Origin of the sequence: Microbacterium sp. OR21, assembly GCF_047306785.1 — a bacterium.
GTDB classification, from domain to species: domain Bacteria; phylum Actinomycetota; class Actinomycetes; order Actinomycetales; family Microbacteriaceae; genus Microbacterium; species Microbacterium esteraromaticum_E.
In genome coordinates, this window is sequence record NZ_JAZEXJ010000002.1 from 303,829 (window position 1) to 321,171 (window position 17,343).

The window sequence follows — 17,343 nt, forward strand, 5'->3', positions numbered from 1 at the left end:
CTCCTCCGAGGTAGGCGAACGCGCGGGCGTAGGTCGCATCGTGCTGCCGTCGTCCTACGCCGGAGCGTTCGCCTACCTCGGGTGAGTCGGCCAGGCGGCGCGACTCGTTCTGCACGACGCCCTCTGCGGCGGATTCCATCCACATTCGCGGTCTTCGCGGCGCGTCGGATGCCCCGGACAGGCACGCTCGTAGGCCATGACGATACCTCTGGTGAAGTGGATGCGCGAGCGACGCGGCGTCGCACACACCTCCGAGGTGCGTGCGGCCGGCTATTCAGCATGGACAGTGCGCACGGCGATCGAGGCGGGGAACATCGAGCGGGTGCACCGGTCATGGTTGGTGAGCGCCGACTGCTCGCCCGAGCGCCGGGCGGCGGCACACGTCAGCGGGCGGATCACGTGCGTCACCGCCGCACGCGAGAAGGGTCTGTGGACTCCGGATGCCGAGAAGATCCATGTGGCCGTCGCACCGACGGCATCCCGCAACGGCGGCGCGGGACTGAATGTGCACTGGGCGCAGGGGCCGCTCGCGGTGCCACGATTCAGCACCGACGAGCCGCTGCTGAACGTGCTGTTCCACGTGGCGCGCTGCCTCGATCCGAGCGAAGCCGCCGCCGTCTGGGAATCGGCGCTGCGGAAGGGATCCGTGAGTCTCATCCAGCTGAGGCGCACCCAGTGGGGCGCACTGCGACCGGCGCAGGTGCTCGAGATCGTCGGCGCACTGTCGGACTCCGGTGTCGAGACGACCTTCGTCTGGATCGCGCGGGCGTGCGGAGTCGAGGTTCGGCAGCAGGTCATGATCGACGGACATCGCGTCGATGCGCTCATCGGCGAGCGCCTCGTCGTGCAGCTGGACGGCTTCGAGTTCCACGGCACCGCGAAGGATCGCCGCCGCGATCTGCGTCAGGATGCCCGCCTCACCCTGCTCGGCTACACCGTGCTCCGTTTCGACTACCAGCAGGTCATGTTCGATGCGCGCTACGTGATGGAGACACTGATGAACGCCATCGCGCAGGGCCTCCATCTGGCATCCCGCCGCTGAGCGGTTCGCGGACGTAGGGGATCACGCGAACGTAGGACGACGCATCCGGCATCCGTCCTACCTCCGCCTGTTCGCCTACGCCGGATGAAGGACCCGGAGCACGCCCGCGGCGTCACGGCTCCGACATGCGGGCGAGCAGCTCGATGAGCAGCGCCTCGGCGACGGGTCGCGGCAGCCGCTCGATCAGCGCCATCAGCATGGCCGTCGGCTTGTCGGCCGGCACCGACCCGGCGCCGGCGAGCCGCAGCAGTCGCCACGCGGCGGCGGGGCCGGGAACGCGCCCGCCCTCGCCGTACCCGAGCACGCGCAGCACCGTCAGCAGCATCCGCGGGTCGGCCGGCGGCCGGCCGCGCACCTCGTCGGCGGCCGCGACGAGCGCGCGGATGAAGTCCTCCGAGCCCCGCTCGAGAACGGGGGTGAGCGTCAGGTGGGCGCTGTGCGGGATGCGCACGCCGTCACGCTGCACGAGACCGGGCTGCGGCTGGATCTTCCAGCCGTGCGTGAGCATCGCGTCGGCCAGCCGGTGCGGGTCGACGCGGTCCGGCGCGGCCAGGCTGTCGTCCGAGCCGAGCGCGATCGCGGGTCCGGTGGGGTCGCCGATCACCCGCAGACCAGGGATGCCGTCGACGGCCGCCCTGACGGCGAGGGCGACCCGGTGGATCGACCCGGTGAGCCTGCGGTACCCGTCATCTCCGAGATGCTGCGTGATCGCCCACGCGGCGGCGAGCGGCGACGCCGAGCGCGACCCGAGCAGGGTCGCGTTCACGACCGGGTAGCCCGCCCAGCCGGTCGTGGCGAAGAACTGCGCGCGGTGGCGGCGGCGTCCGCGCTGCAGCAGCACCGAGGCGCCCTTCGGCGCGTATCCGAACTTGTGCAGATCGGCCGAGATGCTGGTCACGCCGCGCACCCGGAAGTCCCATGCGGGCAGATCCGGCCACCACGGCAGCACGAATCCGCCGAAGCAGGCATCGACATGGCAGGAGATCCCCCGGGCGGATGCCGCGGCCGCGACCTCGGCGATCGGATCGAGCATGCCGGTGGGATACGACGGCGCGGAGACGACGACGAGCGCGACGTCGTCGTCGAGCCGGTCCGTCACGTCGCTCGCGGTGACGACGCCGTCCGGCGAGCATGGCACCAGGTCGAGATCGAGGTCGAACAGCTGCGCGGCCTTGGTGAACGCGGCGTGCGCGCTGGTCGGGGCGACCAGCCGGGGGCGCCGCCCGGTGAGCGCGGGGTTCGCCTGCCGCCACCGGTCGCGCGTCGTCTTCACCGCGAGCAGGCAGCTCTCCGTTCCGCCGCTGGTGACGGAGCCGACGACCGTGCGGCCGCCGTACAGCATCCGGCGGGTGAATCCGATCACATCGCGCTCCATCGCCGCGATCGACGGGAACACGGTCGGATCGAGCCCGTTCAGCGGCCGCGCGAGACGAGCGGCGGCGTCGGCCAGCTCCTCCAGCTCGTCGAGACCCGAGTCGTAGACGTACGACAGCACGCGGCCGCCGTGGGTGGGCGCGTCGGCGGCGCGCATCCGCCGCAGACGCTCGAGGATGTCGCTCACGCCGAGGTCCCGACGATGTCGTGCTCGCGCAGCCGGTAGCGAGCCAGCACCACGAGGCTGGCCAGCATGAGGGCCGCGGGAAGCAGGCTGAAGGCCACGGCGATGCCCGAGATCGCGGCGGCAGGCTGGGCGACCTCGACCTCGGCGGTGGTCTCGATGTACCCGGTCGCGGCGAGCACGATCGACAGCACGGTCGCACCGAGCGCCATCCCCGTCGTCTCCCCCGCCGTCCACACTCCGCTGAAGACCCCCGAGCGGTTGTCGCCGCCACCGGCCGTGCGATCGTGGGCGATGACGTCGGGCAGCATCGCCATGGGCAGCGTCTGCATTCCGGCGTACGCCGCACCGGCGAGAGCGACCGGCGCGAGGATCCACCATCCGGGCATCCACACCATCAGACCGAGAACGACGGTCGCGACGAGGAAGACCGCGCTCGCGAGCCGGAAGGCGCGCTCCTTGCCGACGCGGTCCGCGACGATCTTCCACACCGGCGCCATCAGCAGCGCGGGAGCGATCAGCGCGAGGAACAGCGGGGTCACCGCGCCCTCGTCGCCGAGCACCCAGCGGGCGACGAACTGCGCGGCGGCGAGCATGAGTCCGGTCGCGAGGCCCTGCAGCATGAAGGTTCCGAGCAGCACACGGAAGGGCTGACTCTCGCGCAGCGCGACCACGCCATCGCGGTAGTGCGTCGCGATCGACGCGCCGGGGCGCACGGGCAGCGGCGGACGGTCGGGGGCGACGGTCGACGCGACGAACAGCCCCGCGCCGAGAAGCACTGCCGCGACGGCAGCCATCACGAGGTAGCCGAGCAGCGGATCGTCGGGGAACATGCCGCGGATCTCCGGCCCGCCGGCACCGAACAGCAGGATCGCCACGGTCAGCATCACCACGCGCCAGGTGAGCAGGCGGGTGCGCTCGCGATAGTCGTCGGTCAGCTCGGCGGGCAGCGCGATGTACGGCACCTGGAAGAGACTGAAGCATGTCGCTGCGAGCATGAAGGCGATGAGCACCCAGGTCGCGGAGGCGAACGGGCCGATCCCGGCCGGCACCGCGAAGGTGAGGGTGAACGCGATGGGAAGCCCGATGGCCCCGATGAGCATGAGTCCGCGCCGCGACCCGGCGCGGGCGAGCGCGGTGTCGCTGATCCCGCCGATGACCGGGTCGATCAGCACGTCCCACACCTTCGCGCCGGTGACGATCGCGCCCGCGGCGAGCGCGGTCACCCCGAGCGAGTCGGTGAGGTAGTAGACCAGCACGAGCCCCGGCAGCGTCGCGAACCCGCCGGTGCCGAGTGACCCGGTCGCATAGCGGGCGATCTGTCCCCGAGTGAGCGGATTCGACGCTGAGCGCATGCGGCTCACTCTAGTGCTGGCGCCGCGGCCCGCGTCCGGCGGGTCGGACGCGTGGGCCTCGGACATGCGGCGGGGGCGGATGCCCGGCATCCGCCCCCTCCGTCAGGCCGTGACCCGAGGTCGGCTCACTTCTTGTAGTTCGGCGCCTCGACGACGATCTGCACGTCGTGCGGGTGCGACTCCTTGAGCCCGGCGGCGGTGATGCGCGCGAAGCGGCCGCGGGCCTTGAGCTCTTCGATGGTGCGCGCGCCGACGTAGAACATCGACTGACGCAGCCCGCCGATCAGCTGGTACGCGACGGCCGAGAGCGGCCCGCGGTACGGCACCTGCCCTTCGATGCCCTCGGGGATCAGCTTGTCGTCGCTGGGCACGTCGGCCTGGAAGTAGCGGTCCTTCGAGTACGAGGTCTGCTTGCCCCGCGTCTGCATGGCGCCCAGCGACCCCATGCCGCGGTACTGCTTGAACTGCTTGCCCGACTGGAAGACGATCTCGCCCGGCGACTCGTCGGTGCCGGCGAGCAGCGAGCCCAGCATGACGGCGTCGGCACCGGCGACCAGCGCCTTGGCGATGTCGCCGGAGTACTGCAGGCCGCCGTCGGCGATCACCGGCACGCCGGCCGGGCCGGCCGCGAGCGATGCCTCGTACACGGCGGTCACCTGCGGCACGCCGACGCCGGCGACCACGCGGGTGGTGCAGATCGAGCCGGGGCCCACGCCGACCTTGACGGCGTCGACGCCGGCATCAACCAGGGCCTGTGCGCCCTCGCGCGTCGCGACGTTGCCGCCGATGACGTCGATGTGCTCGAAGGTGGGGTCGGCCTTGAGCCGCTTGACGAGCTCGATGACGCCCTGCGACTGGCCGTTGGCGGTGTCGACGACGAGGATGTCGACGCCGGCATCCCGCAGCGCCTCGGCGCGCTCCCACGCGTCACCGAAGAAGCCGATCGCCGCGCCGACGCGCAGCCGACCCTGGTCGTCCTTGGTGGCGAGGGGGTACTTCTCGCTCTTGTCGAAGTCCTTGATCGTGATGAGGCCGGCGAGCTTGCCGTCCTCATCGATGAGCGGCAGCTTCTCGACGCGGTGCTTGGCGAACAGGGCGATGACCTCGCCGGCGGCGACACCGACCTTGGCGGTCACCAGGTTCTCGCTGGTCATGACGTCCTTCACCAGCGTCGTCTGGCGCTCGAAGCCCGACACGAAGCGCATGTCGCGGTTGGTGACGATGCCGACGAGCTTGCCGTCGTCATCGACGACGGGAAGGCCCGAGATGCGGTACCGGGCGCACAGGTTGTCGACCTCTTCGACGGTGGCGTCGGCGGTGGTGGTGATCGGGTCGGTGATCATGCCCGATTCGCTGCGCTTGACGCGGTCGACCTGCGACGCCTGGTCGGCGATCGAGAGGTTGCGGTGCAGAATGCCGATGCCGCCCTCACGCGCCATGGCGATCGCCATGCGCGCCTCGGTCACGGTGTCCATCGCGCTGGAGAGCAGCGGGGTGGCCACGGAGATGCGCCGGGTGATCCGCGAGGAGGTGTCGGCCTCACTGGGGATGACGTCGGTGTGCCCGGGAAGCAGGAGCACGTCATCGTAGGTGAGTCCGACGAAACCGAACGGGTCGTGCTGCTGCATGGAAGCTGGCTCCTCTGCGCCGGAGGCGCGATCGAATGACGAATGCGCGGGACGTCGGCGACCGGAGGGGGCTGACCCGCGGTGTATAGATTCTAAGCGCGCCGCGGCTGCGGTTATTCCGAGAACGCCGAGAGCCCCGACAGGGCACGGCGACCGGGCGGGACACTCCCGATATTCCGATCCGGCCGCGGATGGTGCGATCGGCGTCGGCGACGGGATACGCTCATTCCGACGCCCAAGCCGGACGACGACCCGAAGTCGTCCGAGGCACTCGATGTGGAGGATGCGTGGGACTCAGAACTGTGGCGCTTCAGCGCCCCCGAAACGGCGTGATCGCGGTGCTCGCGGCTCTGCTCGCCGCTTTCCTCATCTTCGGCGCTCCCGCCGGATCGGCCCACGCCGAGACGACGCCCGACGGGCAGGAGATCACCGACTTCTACTTCGGCGGCAACATCACCTACAAGGGCGAGCCGATCGAGGGCGTGAAGATGTCGGTCGACGGCAACGGCTTCAAGGCCGAGACCGAGACGGGTGCCGACGGCAAGTGGAGGCTCTACGTCCCCGAGAAGGAGAAGTACACGATCGCCGTCGACGAGGACACCCTCCCCGAGGGCGTGATCGTCGACGCGTCGCAGCTGCCCGAGGGCGTCACTCCCGTCGAGGGCACGAGCGGGTCGTTCGAGGCCGAGTTCGGTCTCACGGGCACGAAGATCGTCAACCTCTTCCTCGGTCAGGGTGAGCGGATCACCGTCTCGTTCGCCGATCAGCTCATCTCGCGCACGATCGGCGGCATCAACTTCGGCCTGCTGCTCGGCCTGGCCTCGATGGGCGCCGCGCTCATCTACGGCACCACCCGCCTGTCGAACTTCGCGCACGGCGAGATGGTGACCTGGGGCGGTGTCGTGGTCGTGCTGTTCACCTCGTTCTGGAACCTGCCGCTGTGGGCCGGCATCATCGCCGCCGTGATCGGCGGCGGAGCGCTGGGCTGGGCGATGGATGCCGGGATCTGGCGCCCCCTGCGCCGACGCGGTCTCGGCATCGTGCAGCTCATGATCGTCAGCATCGGACTCTCGCTCGCCCTGCGCTACGTGCTGCAGTTCATGATCGGCGGCGACACCGCGCAGCTGCCGGGCGCGAGCCCCGCCCCGATGCAGCTCGGCCCGATCTCGCTGTCGTACATCGACCTGATCGGCATGGCGATCAGCCTGGCCGCGATCCTCGGCATGGCGTACTTCCTCACCCGCACCCGGATCGGCAAGGCGACCCGCGCGATCTCCGACAACCCGCAGCTGGCGGCCGCCTCCGGCATCGACGTCGACCGCGTGATCCGCTACGTGTGGATCATCTCCGGCTCGCTGGCGGCGCTGTCCGGCATCCTTTGGGCCTACTTCCGCCCCGGCGTGAAGTGGGACATGGGCATGCAGATGCTGCTGCTGATCTTCACGGCGATCACGCTCGGCGGCCTCGGCTCGGCCATCGGCGCCCTGGTCGGCTCGCTGATCGTGGGCATCGCGGTCGAGGTCTCGACGCTGCTGGGTGTCCCCTCCGACCTCAAGTACGCCACCGCTTTGGTCGCGCTGGTCGTCATCCTGCTGGTCAGGCCCCAGGGCCTGTTCGGCCGCAAGGAAAGGCTGGGCTGACGCATGGACTTCGGATCGATCTTCGGCAACACCGCCGCCTATCTGTTCAGCCCGGTCACCATCGCCTACGCGCTGGCCGCGACCGGTCTCGCCGTGCACTTCGGCTACGCGGGTCTGCTCAACTTCGGCATGGCGGCGTTCATGGCCGTCGGCGCCTACGGCTACGCCATCCCCGTGCTCACCTTCGGCGCCCCGTGGTGGCTCGGCATGCTCATCGGCCTGGCCGGCGGTGCGCTGTTCGCGCTGCTGCTCGGCATCCCGACCCTCCGGCTGCGAGCCGACTATCTCGCCATCGCGACCATCGCGACCGCCGAGGTGGTGCGCCTGCTCTTCCTCACCCGCCTCTTCGAGGATGTGACGGGCGCCGCGGGCGGCCGCACCGGCTATCACGCCGGCTTCCGCGCGGCGAACCCGATCCCGGAGGGCACGTACGGCTTCGGACCGTGGACGTACAACGCCACCGAGCTGTGGAACATCGTCTTCGGGCTCATCCTGCTGGCGCTGTCGATCCTGCTGGTGTGGGCGCTGATGCGCAGCCCGTGGGGCCGCGTGCTCAAGGGCATCCGGGAGGACGAGGACGCCGTGCGCTCGCTCGGCAAGAACGTCTTCGCGTACAAGATGCAGGCGCTCGTCGTCGGCGGCGTGATCGGCGCCGCTGGTGGCATCGTGTTCGTGCTGCCCTCGGCCGTCGTGCCCGGCAGCTACTCGACCTCGCTGACCTTCTTCCTGTGGACGGTGCTGCTGCTCGGCGGCGCGGCCACGGTGTTCGGTCCGACGCTCGGCGCCGTGCTGTTCTGGGTGCTGTTCGCCTTCCTCGGCAACCTGCTGCCGCAGATGGCGACCGCGGGCTACCTGCCGATGTCGTCGTCGCAGGCCGAGATCGTGCGCTGGATCCTCGCGGGCGTGGCGCTGATGCTCATCGTGATCTACCGCCCGCAGGGCATCCTCGGAGACAAGAGGGAGATGACCTTTGTCAAGTGAGAACCAGCCGGTGGATGCTGCGGGCGCAGCCCCCACACCGGCGAAGCGTCAGAAGTCGACCGGCCTCGCCAAGGGGCCGGCCGCTCCCGGGGTCGCGAAGGTCGACCCGATCCTCGTCGTCGACGGAGTCGAGCGCCACTTCGGCGGCTTGACCGCCGTCAACGTCGAGCATCTCGAGATCCCCCGCGGGGCGATCACCGCCCTCATCGGCCCCAACGGCGCCGGCAAGACCACGCTGTTCAACCTGCTGTGCGGGTTCGACAAGCCCAACAGCGGCACCTGGCAGTACGACGGGAATAACCTCGCGGGCATCCCCTCGTTCAAGGTCGCCCGGATGGGGCAGGTGCGCACCTTCCAGCTGACCAAGGCGCTCTCGCTGCTGACCGTGCTCGAGAACATGAAGCTGGGCTCGCCGGACCAGCCCGGCGAGCGCTTCTGGCAGAGCCTGATCCCCGGCATCTGGAAGAAGAAGGAAGTCGAGATCGAGCAGAAGGCTCGGGAGCTGCTGACGCTGTTCAAGCTGGATGCCAAGGAGAAGGACTTCGCCGCTGCGCTCTCGGGCGGTCAGCGCAAGCTGCTCGAGATGGCCAGGGCGCTGATGAGCGATCCGCAGCTGGTGATGCTCGACGAGCCGATGGCCGGGGTGAACCCCGCGCTCACGCAGTCGCTGCTCGATCACATCCTGGGGCTGAAGGACCGCGGCATGACAGTGCTCTTCGTCGAGCACGACATGCACATGGTGCGCCACATCGCCGACTGGGTCGTCGTGATGGCCGAGGGCCGCGTGGTCGCCGAGGGCCCGCCCGAGACGGTCATGGAGGACCCGGCTGTCGTCGACGCGTACCTCGGAGCCCACCAGGACGTGGATCTCGGGGCCGTCACCGGCCGGATCGTGATCCCCGACAGCGGCTCGACAGCAGCCGCCACGCGTCTTCGCGAGCGGATCGAGGCCGAGGCCGAAGCAGAGGCCGAAGAGGAGAAGAAGTGATGGATGCCTCCGAAGAGGTCGTTGTCGAACTCACGAACGTGCACGCGGGCTACCTGCCAGGGGTGAACATCCTCAACGGAGCCAACCTCGTCGCCCGCAAGGGCGAGCTGATCGGCATCATCGGGCCGAACGGCGCGGGCAAGTCGACCCTGCTGAAGGCGATCTTCGGCATGGTGCAGGTGCGCGAAGGTGACATCACGCTGAACGGCTCGAGCATCGTCGGACTGAAGGCCGACAAGCTCGTCTCGCGGGGCGTCGGCTTCGTGCCGCAGACGAACAACGTGTTCCCCTCGCTGACCATCGCCGAGAACCTGCAGATGGGGCTGTACCAGAACCCGAAGGTCTACGGCGAGCGCCTCGAGTTCGTCACCGAGATCTTCGCCGAGCTGGGCAAGCGTCTGAACCAGCGCGCCGGCTCGCTGTCGGGCGGCGAGCGCCAGATGGTGGCGATGTCGCGAGCGCTGATGATGGACCCGTCGGTGCTGCTGCTCGACGAGCCCTCGGCCGGCCTCTCCCCCGTGCGGCAGGACGACGCGTTCATCCGCGTCTCCGACATCAACAAGGCGGGCGTGACGACGATCATGGTCGAGCAGAACGCCCGCCGCTGCCTGCAGATCTGCGACCGCGGCTACGTGCTCGACCAGGGCCGCGACGCGTACGAGGGCACCGGCCGAGACCTGCTGAACGACCCGAAGGTGATCGGCCTGTACCTCGGCACGCTCGGCCAGGACGCCGCCTGACCCCCGGCCGTCGTCGAGCGCGCGCCTCGTCGCCGGGAGCCACATGTCGGTCATACGCGCCGCATAACCGGCATCCGGCTCCTCGCGCGCACTCGCGCCCGCCACGCTCCCGCGACCGCCGCGCCCCCGCCGGCCGGGAGCCAAACGTCGACCGCGGGCGCCTGATAACCGGAATCCGGCTCCCGGACGCACTCGCACCCGCTGAGCCCCCCCGCCGGGAGCTAAGTGACGCCCACCGGCGCCTGATAACCGGCATCCGACTCCCGGACGCACTCGCACCCGCCGAGCCGCCCGCCGGGAGCCGAATGTCGGTCATCGGCGCCGCATAACCGGCATCCAGCTCCCCGCACGAGCCCGGACATGCAGAAGGCCCCGGATGCCGAGTGGCATCCGGGGCCTTTCCCCGCGACTTACTTGATGCGGGTGTTGTTGTTGTCGGCGCCGTACTCGTAGACGCCGATGGCCGCGCCCTTCGGGTCGTTGTTCTCGTCGAACGTGACCGAGCCGGACAGGCCCTCGTAGTCGGCGGTTCCGCCGTCGTTGATGATCTTGGCGCACTCCTCGAACGTGGTGCACTTCTCACCGTCGCCCTCGCCGCCGGACACCTCGCGCATCTTCGAGGCGATGTCCTTGCCCTCGACCGAGCGGGCCTCGAGCGCGGCCAGCGCGACGAGGATCGTGGCGTCGTAGGCCTCAGCCGAGTAGGTGACGTCGTTGATCTTGTCGTTGCCTGCCGCGGTCCAGACCTCGTTCAGCTGCTCGAGGAAGTCGTCGGGCAGCTCGGCGCCGGCACGGGTGCCCTTGGAGCCCTCGAGCTTGATCGGCAGGTTGTCCTTGCCGTAGTTCGAGAGGTTTCCGTCGACCATGTACAGCTTGCCGGTGTCGACGCCCGCGTTGCCGAGCAGCGGTGCGATCGTCTTGAACTGCTCGTACGAGACGATGGCGACGGCGTCGGGCTTGGCGGCCGAGACCGTCTGCACCTGCGCGTTGTACTGGCCGTCGCCCTGGTTGTACGAAGCCTCGGCGACGACCTTGCCGCCGGCCGACTCGAACGTGTTCTTGATGGCCTCTGCCAGGCCCGTGCCGTACGGGTCGTTCTGGTAGATGATGCCGAGGGTGGTGTTGCCGTCCTCGGCGATCTGGTTGCCGAGCACCTCGCCCTGCAGGTTGTCGCTCGGAGCGGTGCGGAAGTACATCGGGCTCAGACCGGTGAAGTCCGCCGAGGTGTTCGACGGCGAGACGGTGACGATGCCCGCGCCGACGTTGCTGTCGAGGATGAGCTTCGACACCGACGACGAGGCGGCACCGATCATGGCGGTGATGCCCGCGCTCTGCAGCTTGGTGATCGACGTCTCGTACGCCTTATTGTCGAGGTCGCCCTCGTCGGCGCTGGTGAGCTCGACCTGCACGCCGGCGTCGGCCTCGTTGATCTGCGAGACGGCGAGCGCGACACCGGCCTCCATCGGGGCGCCGAGGAACGCGAGCTGGCCGGAGACCGGCAGCAGCGAGCCGAGCTTGAGCGTGAGGTCGGCCGCTGCGGGCTTCTCGCCTGCGGGCTTGTCACTGGGGTTCTCCGCGGGCGTGCTGCTGCAGCCCGCGATGATGAGTGCGGAGGCGCTGACCATCGCAGCCGCCGCGAAGATCCTCGCCGGACGCGAGCCCTTCATTGCGTTCATGTTGCTCCCTTGCGTAACTGAACGTGGAATTCCACTTCGGGTGACTCTCACCCTATTGGTTCGTGTGCGCAGGGGCCCGCCGCTTCGATCTCGGTCGCCTAACGATCCGCACGCCGGGCGGGACGGTGTTCAGACGAGGTCGACGGGAGCCGTGACGGGCGACCCCGTGTGCGTTCGGCGGCTGTTCAGCAGCAGGTCTGCGACGAACACCACGATCGCGATCCAGACGATGGTGAAGCCGATCCAGCGCTCCAGCGGCATGGGCTCCCCGAGCAGCGCCCACCCGACGACGAACTGCATCACGGGGGTGATGAACTGCAGCATCCCGACCAGGCTTAGGTCGATCCGCCTGGTGCCCGCGGCGAACAGCAGCAGCGGTACGGCGGTGGCGATGCCGGCTCCGGCGACGAGCGCGGTGTGCAGCGGCGAGATCTGGCCGAACGTGAGACCGTCGGTCTGCCCGACGATGATGAGCGTGACCACCGCGATCGGGATGAGCCAGAACGATTCGAGGGTGAGCCCGCTCGTGGCATCCACCGCCGCCCCGATCTGCTTCTTGACGAGCCCGTAGACGCCGAACGAGGCGGTGAGGGTCAGTGCGATCCACGGGAACGTGCCGTAGGCGATGACGATCACGACGACGGCGAGCGCCGCGACGCCGATCGCGACCCACTGCAGCGGCCGAACCCGCTCGCGCAGCACGAAGACCCCCAGCAGCACTGTGAAGATCGGGTTGATGAAGTAGCCGAGGCTGGTCTCGATCACGTGCCCGGTGAGGGTGCCGATCAGGAACGTCTGCCAGTTGACGTAGATCAGCACTCCGGCGAGCGCCGTCCAGCCCAGCAGCCGGGGCTGACGGATGATCGCGATGAGCGCGGGCCAGCCGCGCATGACCGTGAGCAGGATGCAGCAGAAGACGAACGAGAGCAGCACGCGCCACGCGACGACCTCCCACGGGCCCGTGGGAACCAGCGCGAGGAAGTACAGCGGCAGCACCCCCCAGAGCAGGTACGCGCCGATCGTGTACGCGACCCCGCCGCTCTTCGTGCTCACCGATCAAGCTTAGCGATCACTGCCTCTTCCATCCGTGCACCCTTGCATCTACCATGGGTCGATACTCAAGGCTGAATTCTGGGGAAGACGGCGATTCACGATGGGGACAGCAGAGCTGCTGCTCGCCCTGGACGCAGGGCATACCCGTCTGCACGCGATGGTGGTGTCGGCGGGGGCGGATGACGAGGCGATCACGCGTCGGCTGCGACTCGGCGCGGATCGCGATGAGGTGAGCGCCGGCGCGTTCATCACCGAAGACGGCGAGGTGCTCTTCGGTGACGAGGCGCAGCAGCGAGCTCTCGCGCAGCCCGAATGGTGGGTGCGCGACGTCGTCTCCCACGTGGGCGATCCGGTGCCGCTCGTCGTGGGCGGCTTCGCCGTGCCCGCCGAGGAGCTGGTCGCCCGGATGGTGCGGTGGGCCGTGGCCGCCCTCGTCGCCGCGCACGGCGCGGCACCGAGCTGCATCGCCGTGACCCACCCCACCGGATGGCGGGGACACCGCATCGGCGCGCTGCGCGCCGCGCTGCAGGCAGCCGATGTCGGCGATGTGCTTCTCGTGCCGGCGGGCTACGCCGCGGCCCGGCATGCGGCGGCGAGCGGACGCGCGCGGGTGATCGCGGTGTACGACCTCGGCGGCGAGACGTTCGAGGCGAGTGTGCTCGACGGCGCGGAGCTGGCCGGCCCTCCGAGCACGCTGGCGCTCGGCACGACGGATCTGGATCTGTCGCTGCTGGAGCACGTCGTCGCTGTGGCTGGCGGCGCGGGCACACGCCGCCCGGGGACCGCCGGAGAGCTGGTGGCCTCACGCGCCTCTGTGTCCGGTGCGAAGGAGGAGCTCTCGCACCGTTCGGATGCCGCGGTCGCGCTGCGACTGCGCGGCACCGAGACGCAGGTTCGGCTGACCCGGGCCGAGCTGGAGGATGCCGCCGAGCCGATGATCGAGCGCACGGTCGATGCGCTCGATCGCGCCCTCGACGACGCCGGTGTGCGCGCGGATCAGCTCGATGAGATCGTGCTCGTCGGCGGAGGCTCGCGACTGCCTCTGGTGGCGCAGACCCTGTCGCGTCGGATGGATCGTCCTCTCACCGCACCGGATGATCCGCAGTTCGCCGCGGCGCTGGGTGCCGGGCTCATCGCGTGGGAGCACACCGCCGACCGTCGTCGTGAGCGCGCCGCGATCGCCCCGCCGGAGGCCGCTCCGCCCGAGCGCACCCCGCTGCTGGCCGCTCTGCTCGCAGGGATCCGCGGCGTGCGGGTGCCCTACGGTGCGGCCACGGCGCTGGTCGCCGCGGGCGTCATCATCGCCGCAGGCATGGTGTTCGGCGCCGGCACGCCGATGAACGAGTCGATCAGCACCGCAGCCGGTGCGGCCGGGGCGGATGCCGAGGACGACGTCGGAGTCCGCCGCGCCACGTCGGGGTTCAGCGCTGCCGACTCCGAGCCGGCTGATGATGCGGCGGAGGAGACGGACGGCGCCGTCCGCGCGGAGCCGGACGCCGAGGATCCCGCCGCGCAGGCGACGGATGACGAGCCGGAGTCCACCCCGGCAGGCGGTGGCTTCCGGGTGGCGCCGGCCGACGACCCCGCTGCCGATGCGGACCCTGTGCCGTCCGGCGCCACGGGTTCGAGTTCGGCTCCGCAGGCGGCAGGTGGCACGGGCACGTCCACCGGGTCCGGATCCGCACCACAGCCGACGACAGAGCCGGCGCCTCAGCCTGTGACAGAGCCGACGGCGGGGCCCACGCCGCAGCCCGCACCCGAGCCGGAACCAGGGCCCGCCCCCGCTCCCGCGCCGGAACCCGAGCCCACGCAGGACCCGGAGCCTGCCCCCGCTCCCGAGCCCACGCCGGAACCCGAGCCCACGCCGGATCCCGTGACCGATCCGGCGTCAGGATCCGAGCCTGAGCCGCAGCCCACCCCCGACCCCGGCGGCCCGACGCCCGAGCCCACGCTCAGCGCAGAACCGCTCGCCGAGCCCGCGTGACCCATGTCCACGGCATCTGCAGAGCGCTCGTCGGCCATGCCGGCGCCGTTCCTGTCGTGGGAGCGGCACGCCCGCCCGGCACTCGAGACGCTGCCGACTCAGACGCCGCGGGTCGTCGTGGTCGGCTCTGCGGGTGCGGGCAAGTCCCGCGCCCTGAATCGCCTGCGCGCCCTCGTCGACAGCTCGCCGCGGCGCACGCTGCTCACCACCGCCGCCGACGATCTCGGCGGCGTACCGGCAGAGGACGTGCTGCTCGTCGACGACCTGCATCTGCTGGATGAGCAGACCCTGACCGCGCTGCGCGAGCGTGCCGCCGATCCGCGCGCGGCGCTGATCGCGGCCACGCGCCCGGGGCCGCTGTCGCCGACGGCGCAGGCCGTCGTCCGGCTGCTCGAGCGGGGAACCCCGCCGATCGTGCTGGGTCACGTCTCGCGCTCCGACCTGCTCGATCACCTCGACGCGCTGCAGCGGCCGATGCCGTCGCCGTGCGTCGACCACATCCTGCGCGAGACCGCGGGCGTGGCGTGGCTCGTGGTCGCGGCGCTGCAGCATCACGATCCCCGCGATTGCGCCGATGATCCGGGGCACCGTGAGCTCGAGCGGGCACTGGCCGAACTCGTCATGCACCGCTTCGACACCGCCGATCTCTCCCTGCAGCGCGCGGTCGAGCGGATCTGCGTCGCCGGCCCGCTGGCGGGACCGCTGCCCGACATCCTCGGCGAGAGCGGCAGCACGCCCGCCGACGACGGTGCTCACGACGAGCTGCTGCTGCGCGGACACGCCGAGGGCCTGCTGCTGCGCGGCGGCGACGCGGCCCCGATCGTCCGCACGGCGGTGCGGCGCTTCCTGCCCACCCACCGGCTCGTGACGCTCAGCGCGGCGCTGCCCGACACGGTCGACCAGCCGGTGGAGCTGCGCCGGGTGCACAGCGCCCGCGTCGCCGCGGCGCTGGAGGCGCGCGCCGACCGCCTGCTGGCGTCATCCCCCGACCGCGCGAGCGCCCTCTACGACGCGGCCATCGAGTGCGGCGCTTCTGCGGCGCACTCGGCCGAGCGCCGGGCGCGCGCCGCCTGGGCGGAGGGCCGGATCGACGCGTGCGCGGCGATCCTCGACACCGCCGTCGACGACGACCCCGGGTTCCTGCACGGCGAGGCCCTGCGCCTGTCCGCCGCGGTGTGGTCGGCGCGGGGAATGCTGGCGCGGGCGGATGCCGCGTATCGACGCTCGCCGGGCGGCGCCGCCCCGGCGGTGACGCGGGACGCCGGGCACGCGCCGACATCCGGGGAGGATCTCACCCGCGCGGATGCCGCGGTCGCCGCGCTCGGTGCGGGTCGTCGGGCCGAACCGCAGCGCGAGGCGTCGCAGACGCCCTCGGCAGCCCCGACCGTCGCGGATCCGGACGCCGCGACGACCATGAGCGCGGCCGCCCAGCTGCTGCGCGACGGCCTGCGACGCACGCTCGCCGAGGAGGTCGACGAGGCGAGCCTTGCGGATCTCGCGCGAGCCGCTGAGCTGTACACCGCGACCGGTGGTGACGGCCCGCTGTGCGAGCCGCCCGCCGTCATCGCCGCGATCGTCGCCCTAAACCTCGGGCGCCCCGTCGCCGCGGCGCAGGTGCTCATCGACGCCGCCGAGCGCCGTCACGGCGGGCGCTGGGCGCGACGCCGGCTGCTGCTGTGGGCCGCGTGGGTCTGCGTGCAGCGCGCCCAGCCCGCTCGGGCGCTGCAGCTGCTCGCGCAGGCCGACGACGGTCGCGCCTGGACCCCGCGCGACGCGCTGCTGCGGCATGCCGTGCACGTGGCCGTCGCGCGCCGGCAGGACGACGCCGCGGCCCTGAGGGCGGCATGGGAGCGTGCGCGGCCCGCCCTGCTGCGCGTCGATCCCGACGTCTACCTGCTGCATCCGCTCGGCGAGCTGATCATCGCCGGCACCCAGCTCGGCGATGCGGCCCGGGTGTCGCTGCATCGCGACCGCGCCCTGGATCTGGTGGGCAGCCTGGGCGAACCGCCGCTGTGGTCGGCGCATGTGCACTGGGCAGGCGTCCAGCAGGGCATCCTCACCAGCAGTCCCGCGCTGCTCGCCCCGCACGCGAAAGCTCTCGTCGCCGAGGCGCCGCACAGCCGCGTCGCAACGGGCATGGCGAGGGCGGGTCGGGTCTGGACGGAGGTGCTCGCCGGCACGGTCGACGCGTCGGCGGTGATCTCGGCGGCCAAGTCGCTGGCGGCGGTGGGCCTGCTCTGGGATGCCGCGCGGCTCGCCGGCCATGGCGCCGCTCGCAGCTCCGACCGCCGCGTGGCCGCCCAGCTGCTCGCGTGCGCTCGCGATCTGCACCCCAGCACGGCTCCGCGCACGGAACCCGACGCCGCGGCGGATCACGCCGACGACGCCGCCGCTCAGCTCGCCGTGCTCAGCGATCGCGAGATCGAGGTGGCTCGGCTGGTGATGCAGGGCAAGACCTACGCCGAGATCGGAGCGAAGATCTTCATCTCCCCCCGCACGGCCGAGCACCACATCGCGCACATCCGACGTCGGCTCGGAGTGCAGACGCGATCCGAGATGCTGACGCGTCTGCGGACGCTGCTGGGATCGGACGAAGGCGCCGCCGCAACCCCGCAAGCAACCCCCGTAGATCGGCGCCGCACAATCGGGGGATCCCCCGATGCCACGGGTACGACGCCGTCATAGCATCGCCTTCAGG

The 17,343-nt window shown here is 70.8% G+C and carries 12 protein-coding genes; 7 read left to right on the forward strand and 5 right to left on the reverse strand.

From position 1 onward, the window contains the following. Window positions 1-196: 196 nt before the first annotated feature. Window positions 197-1,042, forward strand: coding sequence for an endonuclease domain-containing protein (locus V2S04_RS06045; RefSeq protein WP_413637540.1), 846 nt, complete (start codon window positions 197-199; stop codon window positions 1,040-1,042). Window positions 1,043-1,154: 112 nt separating this feature from the next. On the opposite strand, the gene V2S04_RS06050 is transcribed toward V2S04_RS06045, so the two are convergent. From V2S04_RS06050 to guaB, 3 genes are all read right to left on the reverse strand, one after another. After that, window positions 1,155-2,603 (reverse strand): pyridoxal phosphate-dependent decarboxylase family protein, encoded by a 1,449-nt coding sequence (locus V2S04_RS06050; RefSeq protein ID WP_413637541.1) that lies wholly within the window; start codon window positions 2,601-2,603, stop codon window positions 1,155-1,157. Next, window positions 2,600-3,955: an MFS transporter gene (locus V2S04_RS06055; RefSeq protein WP_413637542.1), complete on the reverse strand. Its 1,356-nt coding sequence runs from the start codon at window positions 3,953-3,955 to the stop codon at window positions 2,600-2,602. Before V2S04_RS06055 ends, V2S04_RS06050 begins: the two co-directional genes overlap by 4 nt. A gap of 125 nt (window positions 3,956-4,080) precedes the next feature. Then, window positions 4,081-5,583, reverse strand: coding sequence for an IMP dehydrogenase (gene guaB, locus V2S04_RS06060; protein WP_413637543.1), 1,503 nt, complete (start codon window positions 5,581-5,583; stop codon window positions 4,081-4,083). A gap of 287 nt (window positions 5,584-5,870) precedes the next feature. Between guaB and V2S04_RS06065 the strand changes: the two genes are divergently transcribed. From V2S04_RS06065 to V2S04_RS06080, 4 genes are read left to right on the forward strand one after another with little or no spacing between them, the layout of a single operon-like run. Continuing rightward, window positions 5,871-7,223 (forward strand): branched-chain amino acid ABC transporter permease, encoded by a 1,353-nt coding sequence (locus V2S04_RS06065; RefSeq protein WP_413637544.1) that lies wholly within the window; start codon window positions 5,871-5,873, stop codon window positions 7,221-7,223. Between the two features lie 3 nt (window positions 7,224-7,226). Further along, window positions 7,227-8,204: a branched-chain amino acid ABC transporter permease gene (locus tag V2S04_RS06070; RefSeq protein ID WP_413637545.1), complete on the forward strand. Its 978-nt coding sequence runs from the start codon at window positions 7,227-7,229 to the stop codon at window positions 8,202-8,204. 10 nt (window positions 8,205-8,214) lie between these two features. Beyond that, window positions 8,215-9,192: an ABC transporter ATP-binding protein gene (locus V2S04_RS06075; RefSeq protein ID WP_413638110.1), complete on the forward strand. Its 978-nt coding sequence runs from the start codon at window positions 8,215-8,217 to the stop codon at window positions 9,190-9,192. Next, the gene (locus V2S04_RS06080) at window positions 9,192-9,932 is read left to right on the forward strand and encodes an ABC transporter ATP-binding protein (RefSeq protein ID WP_413637546.1); all 741 of its coding nucleotides are present in this window, start codon (window positions 9,192-9,194) and stop codon (window positions 9,930-9,932) included. The genes V2S04_RS06075 and V2S04_RS06080 overlap by 1 nt, the downstream gene beginning before the upstream one ends. A gap of 410 nt (window positions 9,933-10,342) precedes the next feature. Here the strand turns inward: V2S04_RS06080 and V2S04_RS06085 are convergent, their stop codons facing one another. Both V2S04_RS06085 and rarD read right to left on the reverse strand, forming a co-directional pair. Next, window positions 10,343-11,608, reverse strand: coding sequence for an ABC transporter substrate-binding protein (locus V2S04_RS06085; protein ID WP_413637547.1), 1,266 nt, complete (start codon window positions 11,606-11,608; stop codon window positions 10,343-10,345). Window positions 11,609-11,737: 129 nt separating this feature from the next. After that, window positions 11,738-12,661, reverse strand: a complete 924-nt coding sequence (rarD, locus tag V2S04_RS06090) for an EamA family transporter RarD (protein ID WP_413637548.1) — start codon at window positions 12,659-12,661, stop codon at window positions 11,738-11,740. 100 nt (window positions 12,662-12,761) lie between these two features. Here rarD and V2S04_RS06095 point away from each other — a divergent pair, with 100 nt between their 5' ends. Both V2S04_RS06095 and V2S04_RS06100 read left to right on the forward strand, forming a co-directional pair. Continuing rightward, window positions 12,762-14,645 (forward strand): Hsp70 family protein, encoded by a 1,884-nt coding sequence (locus tag V2S04_RS06095; RefSeq protein WP_413637549.1) that lies wholly within the window; start codon window positions 12,762-12,764, stop codon window positions 14,643-14,645. Between the two features lie 3 nt (window positions 14,646-14,648). Beyond that, window positions 14,649-17,330 carry a LuxR C-terminal-related transcriptional regulator gene (locus tag V2S04_RS06100; RefSeq protein ID WP_413637551.1) on the forward strand — a complete coding sequence of 894 codons (2,682 nt, stop codon included), beginning with the start codon at window positions 14,649-14,651 and terminating at the stop codon, window positions 17,328-17,330. Window positions 17,331-17,343 lie beyond the last annotated feature (13 nt).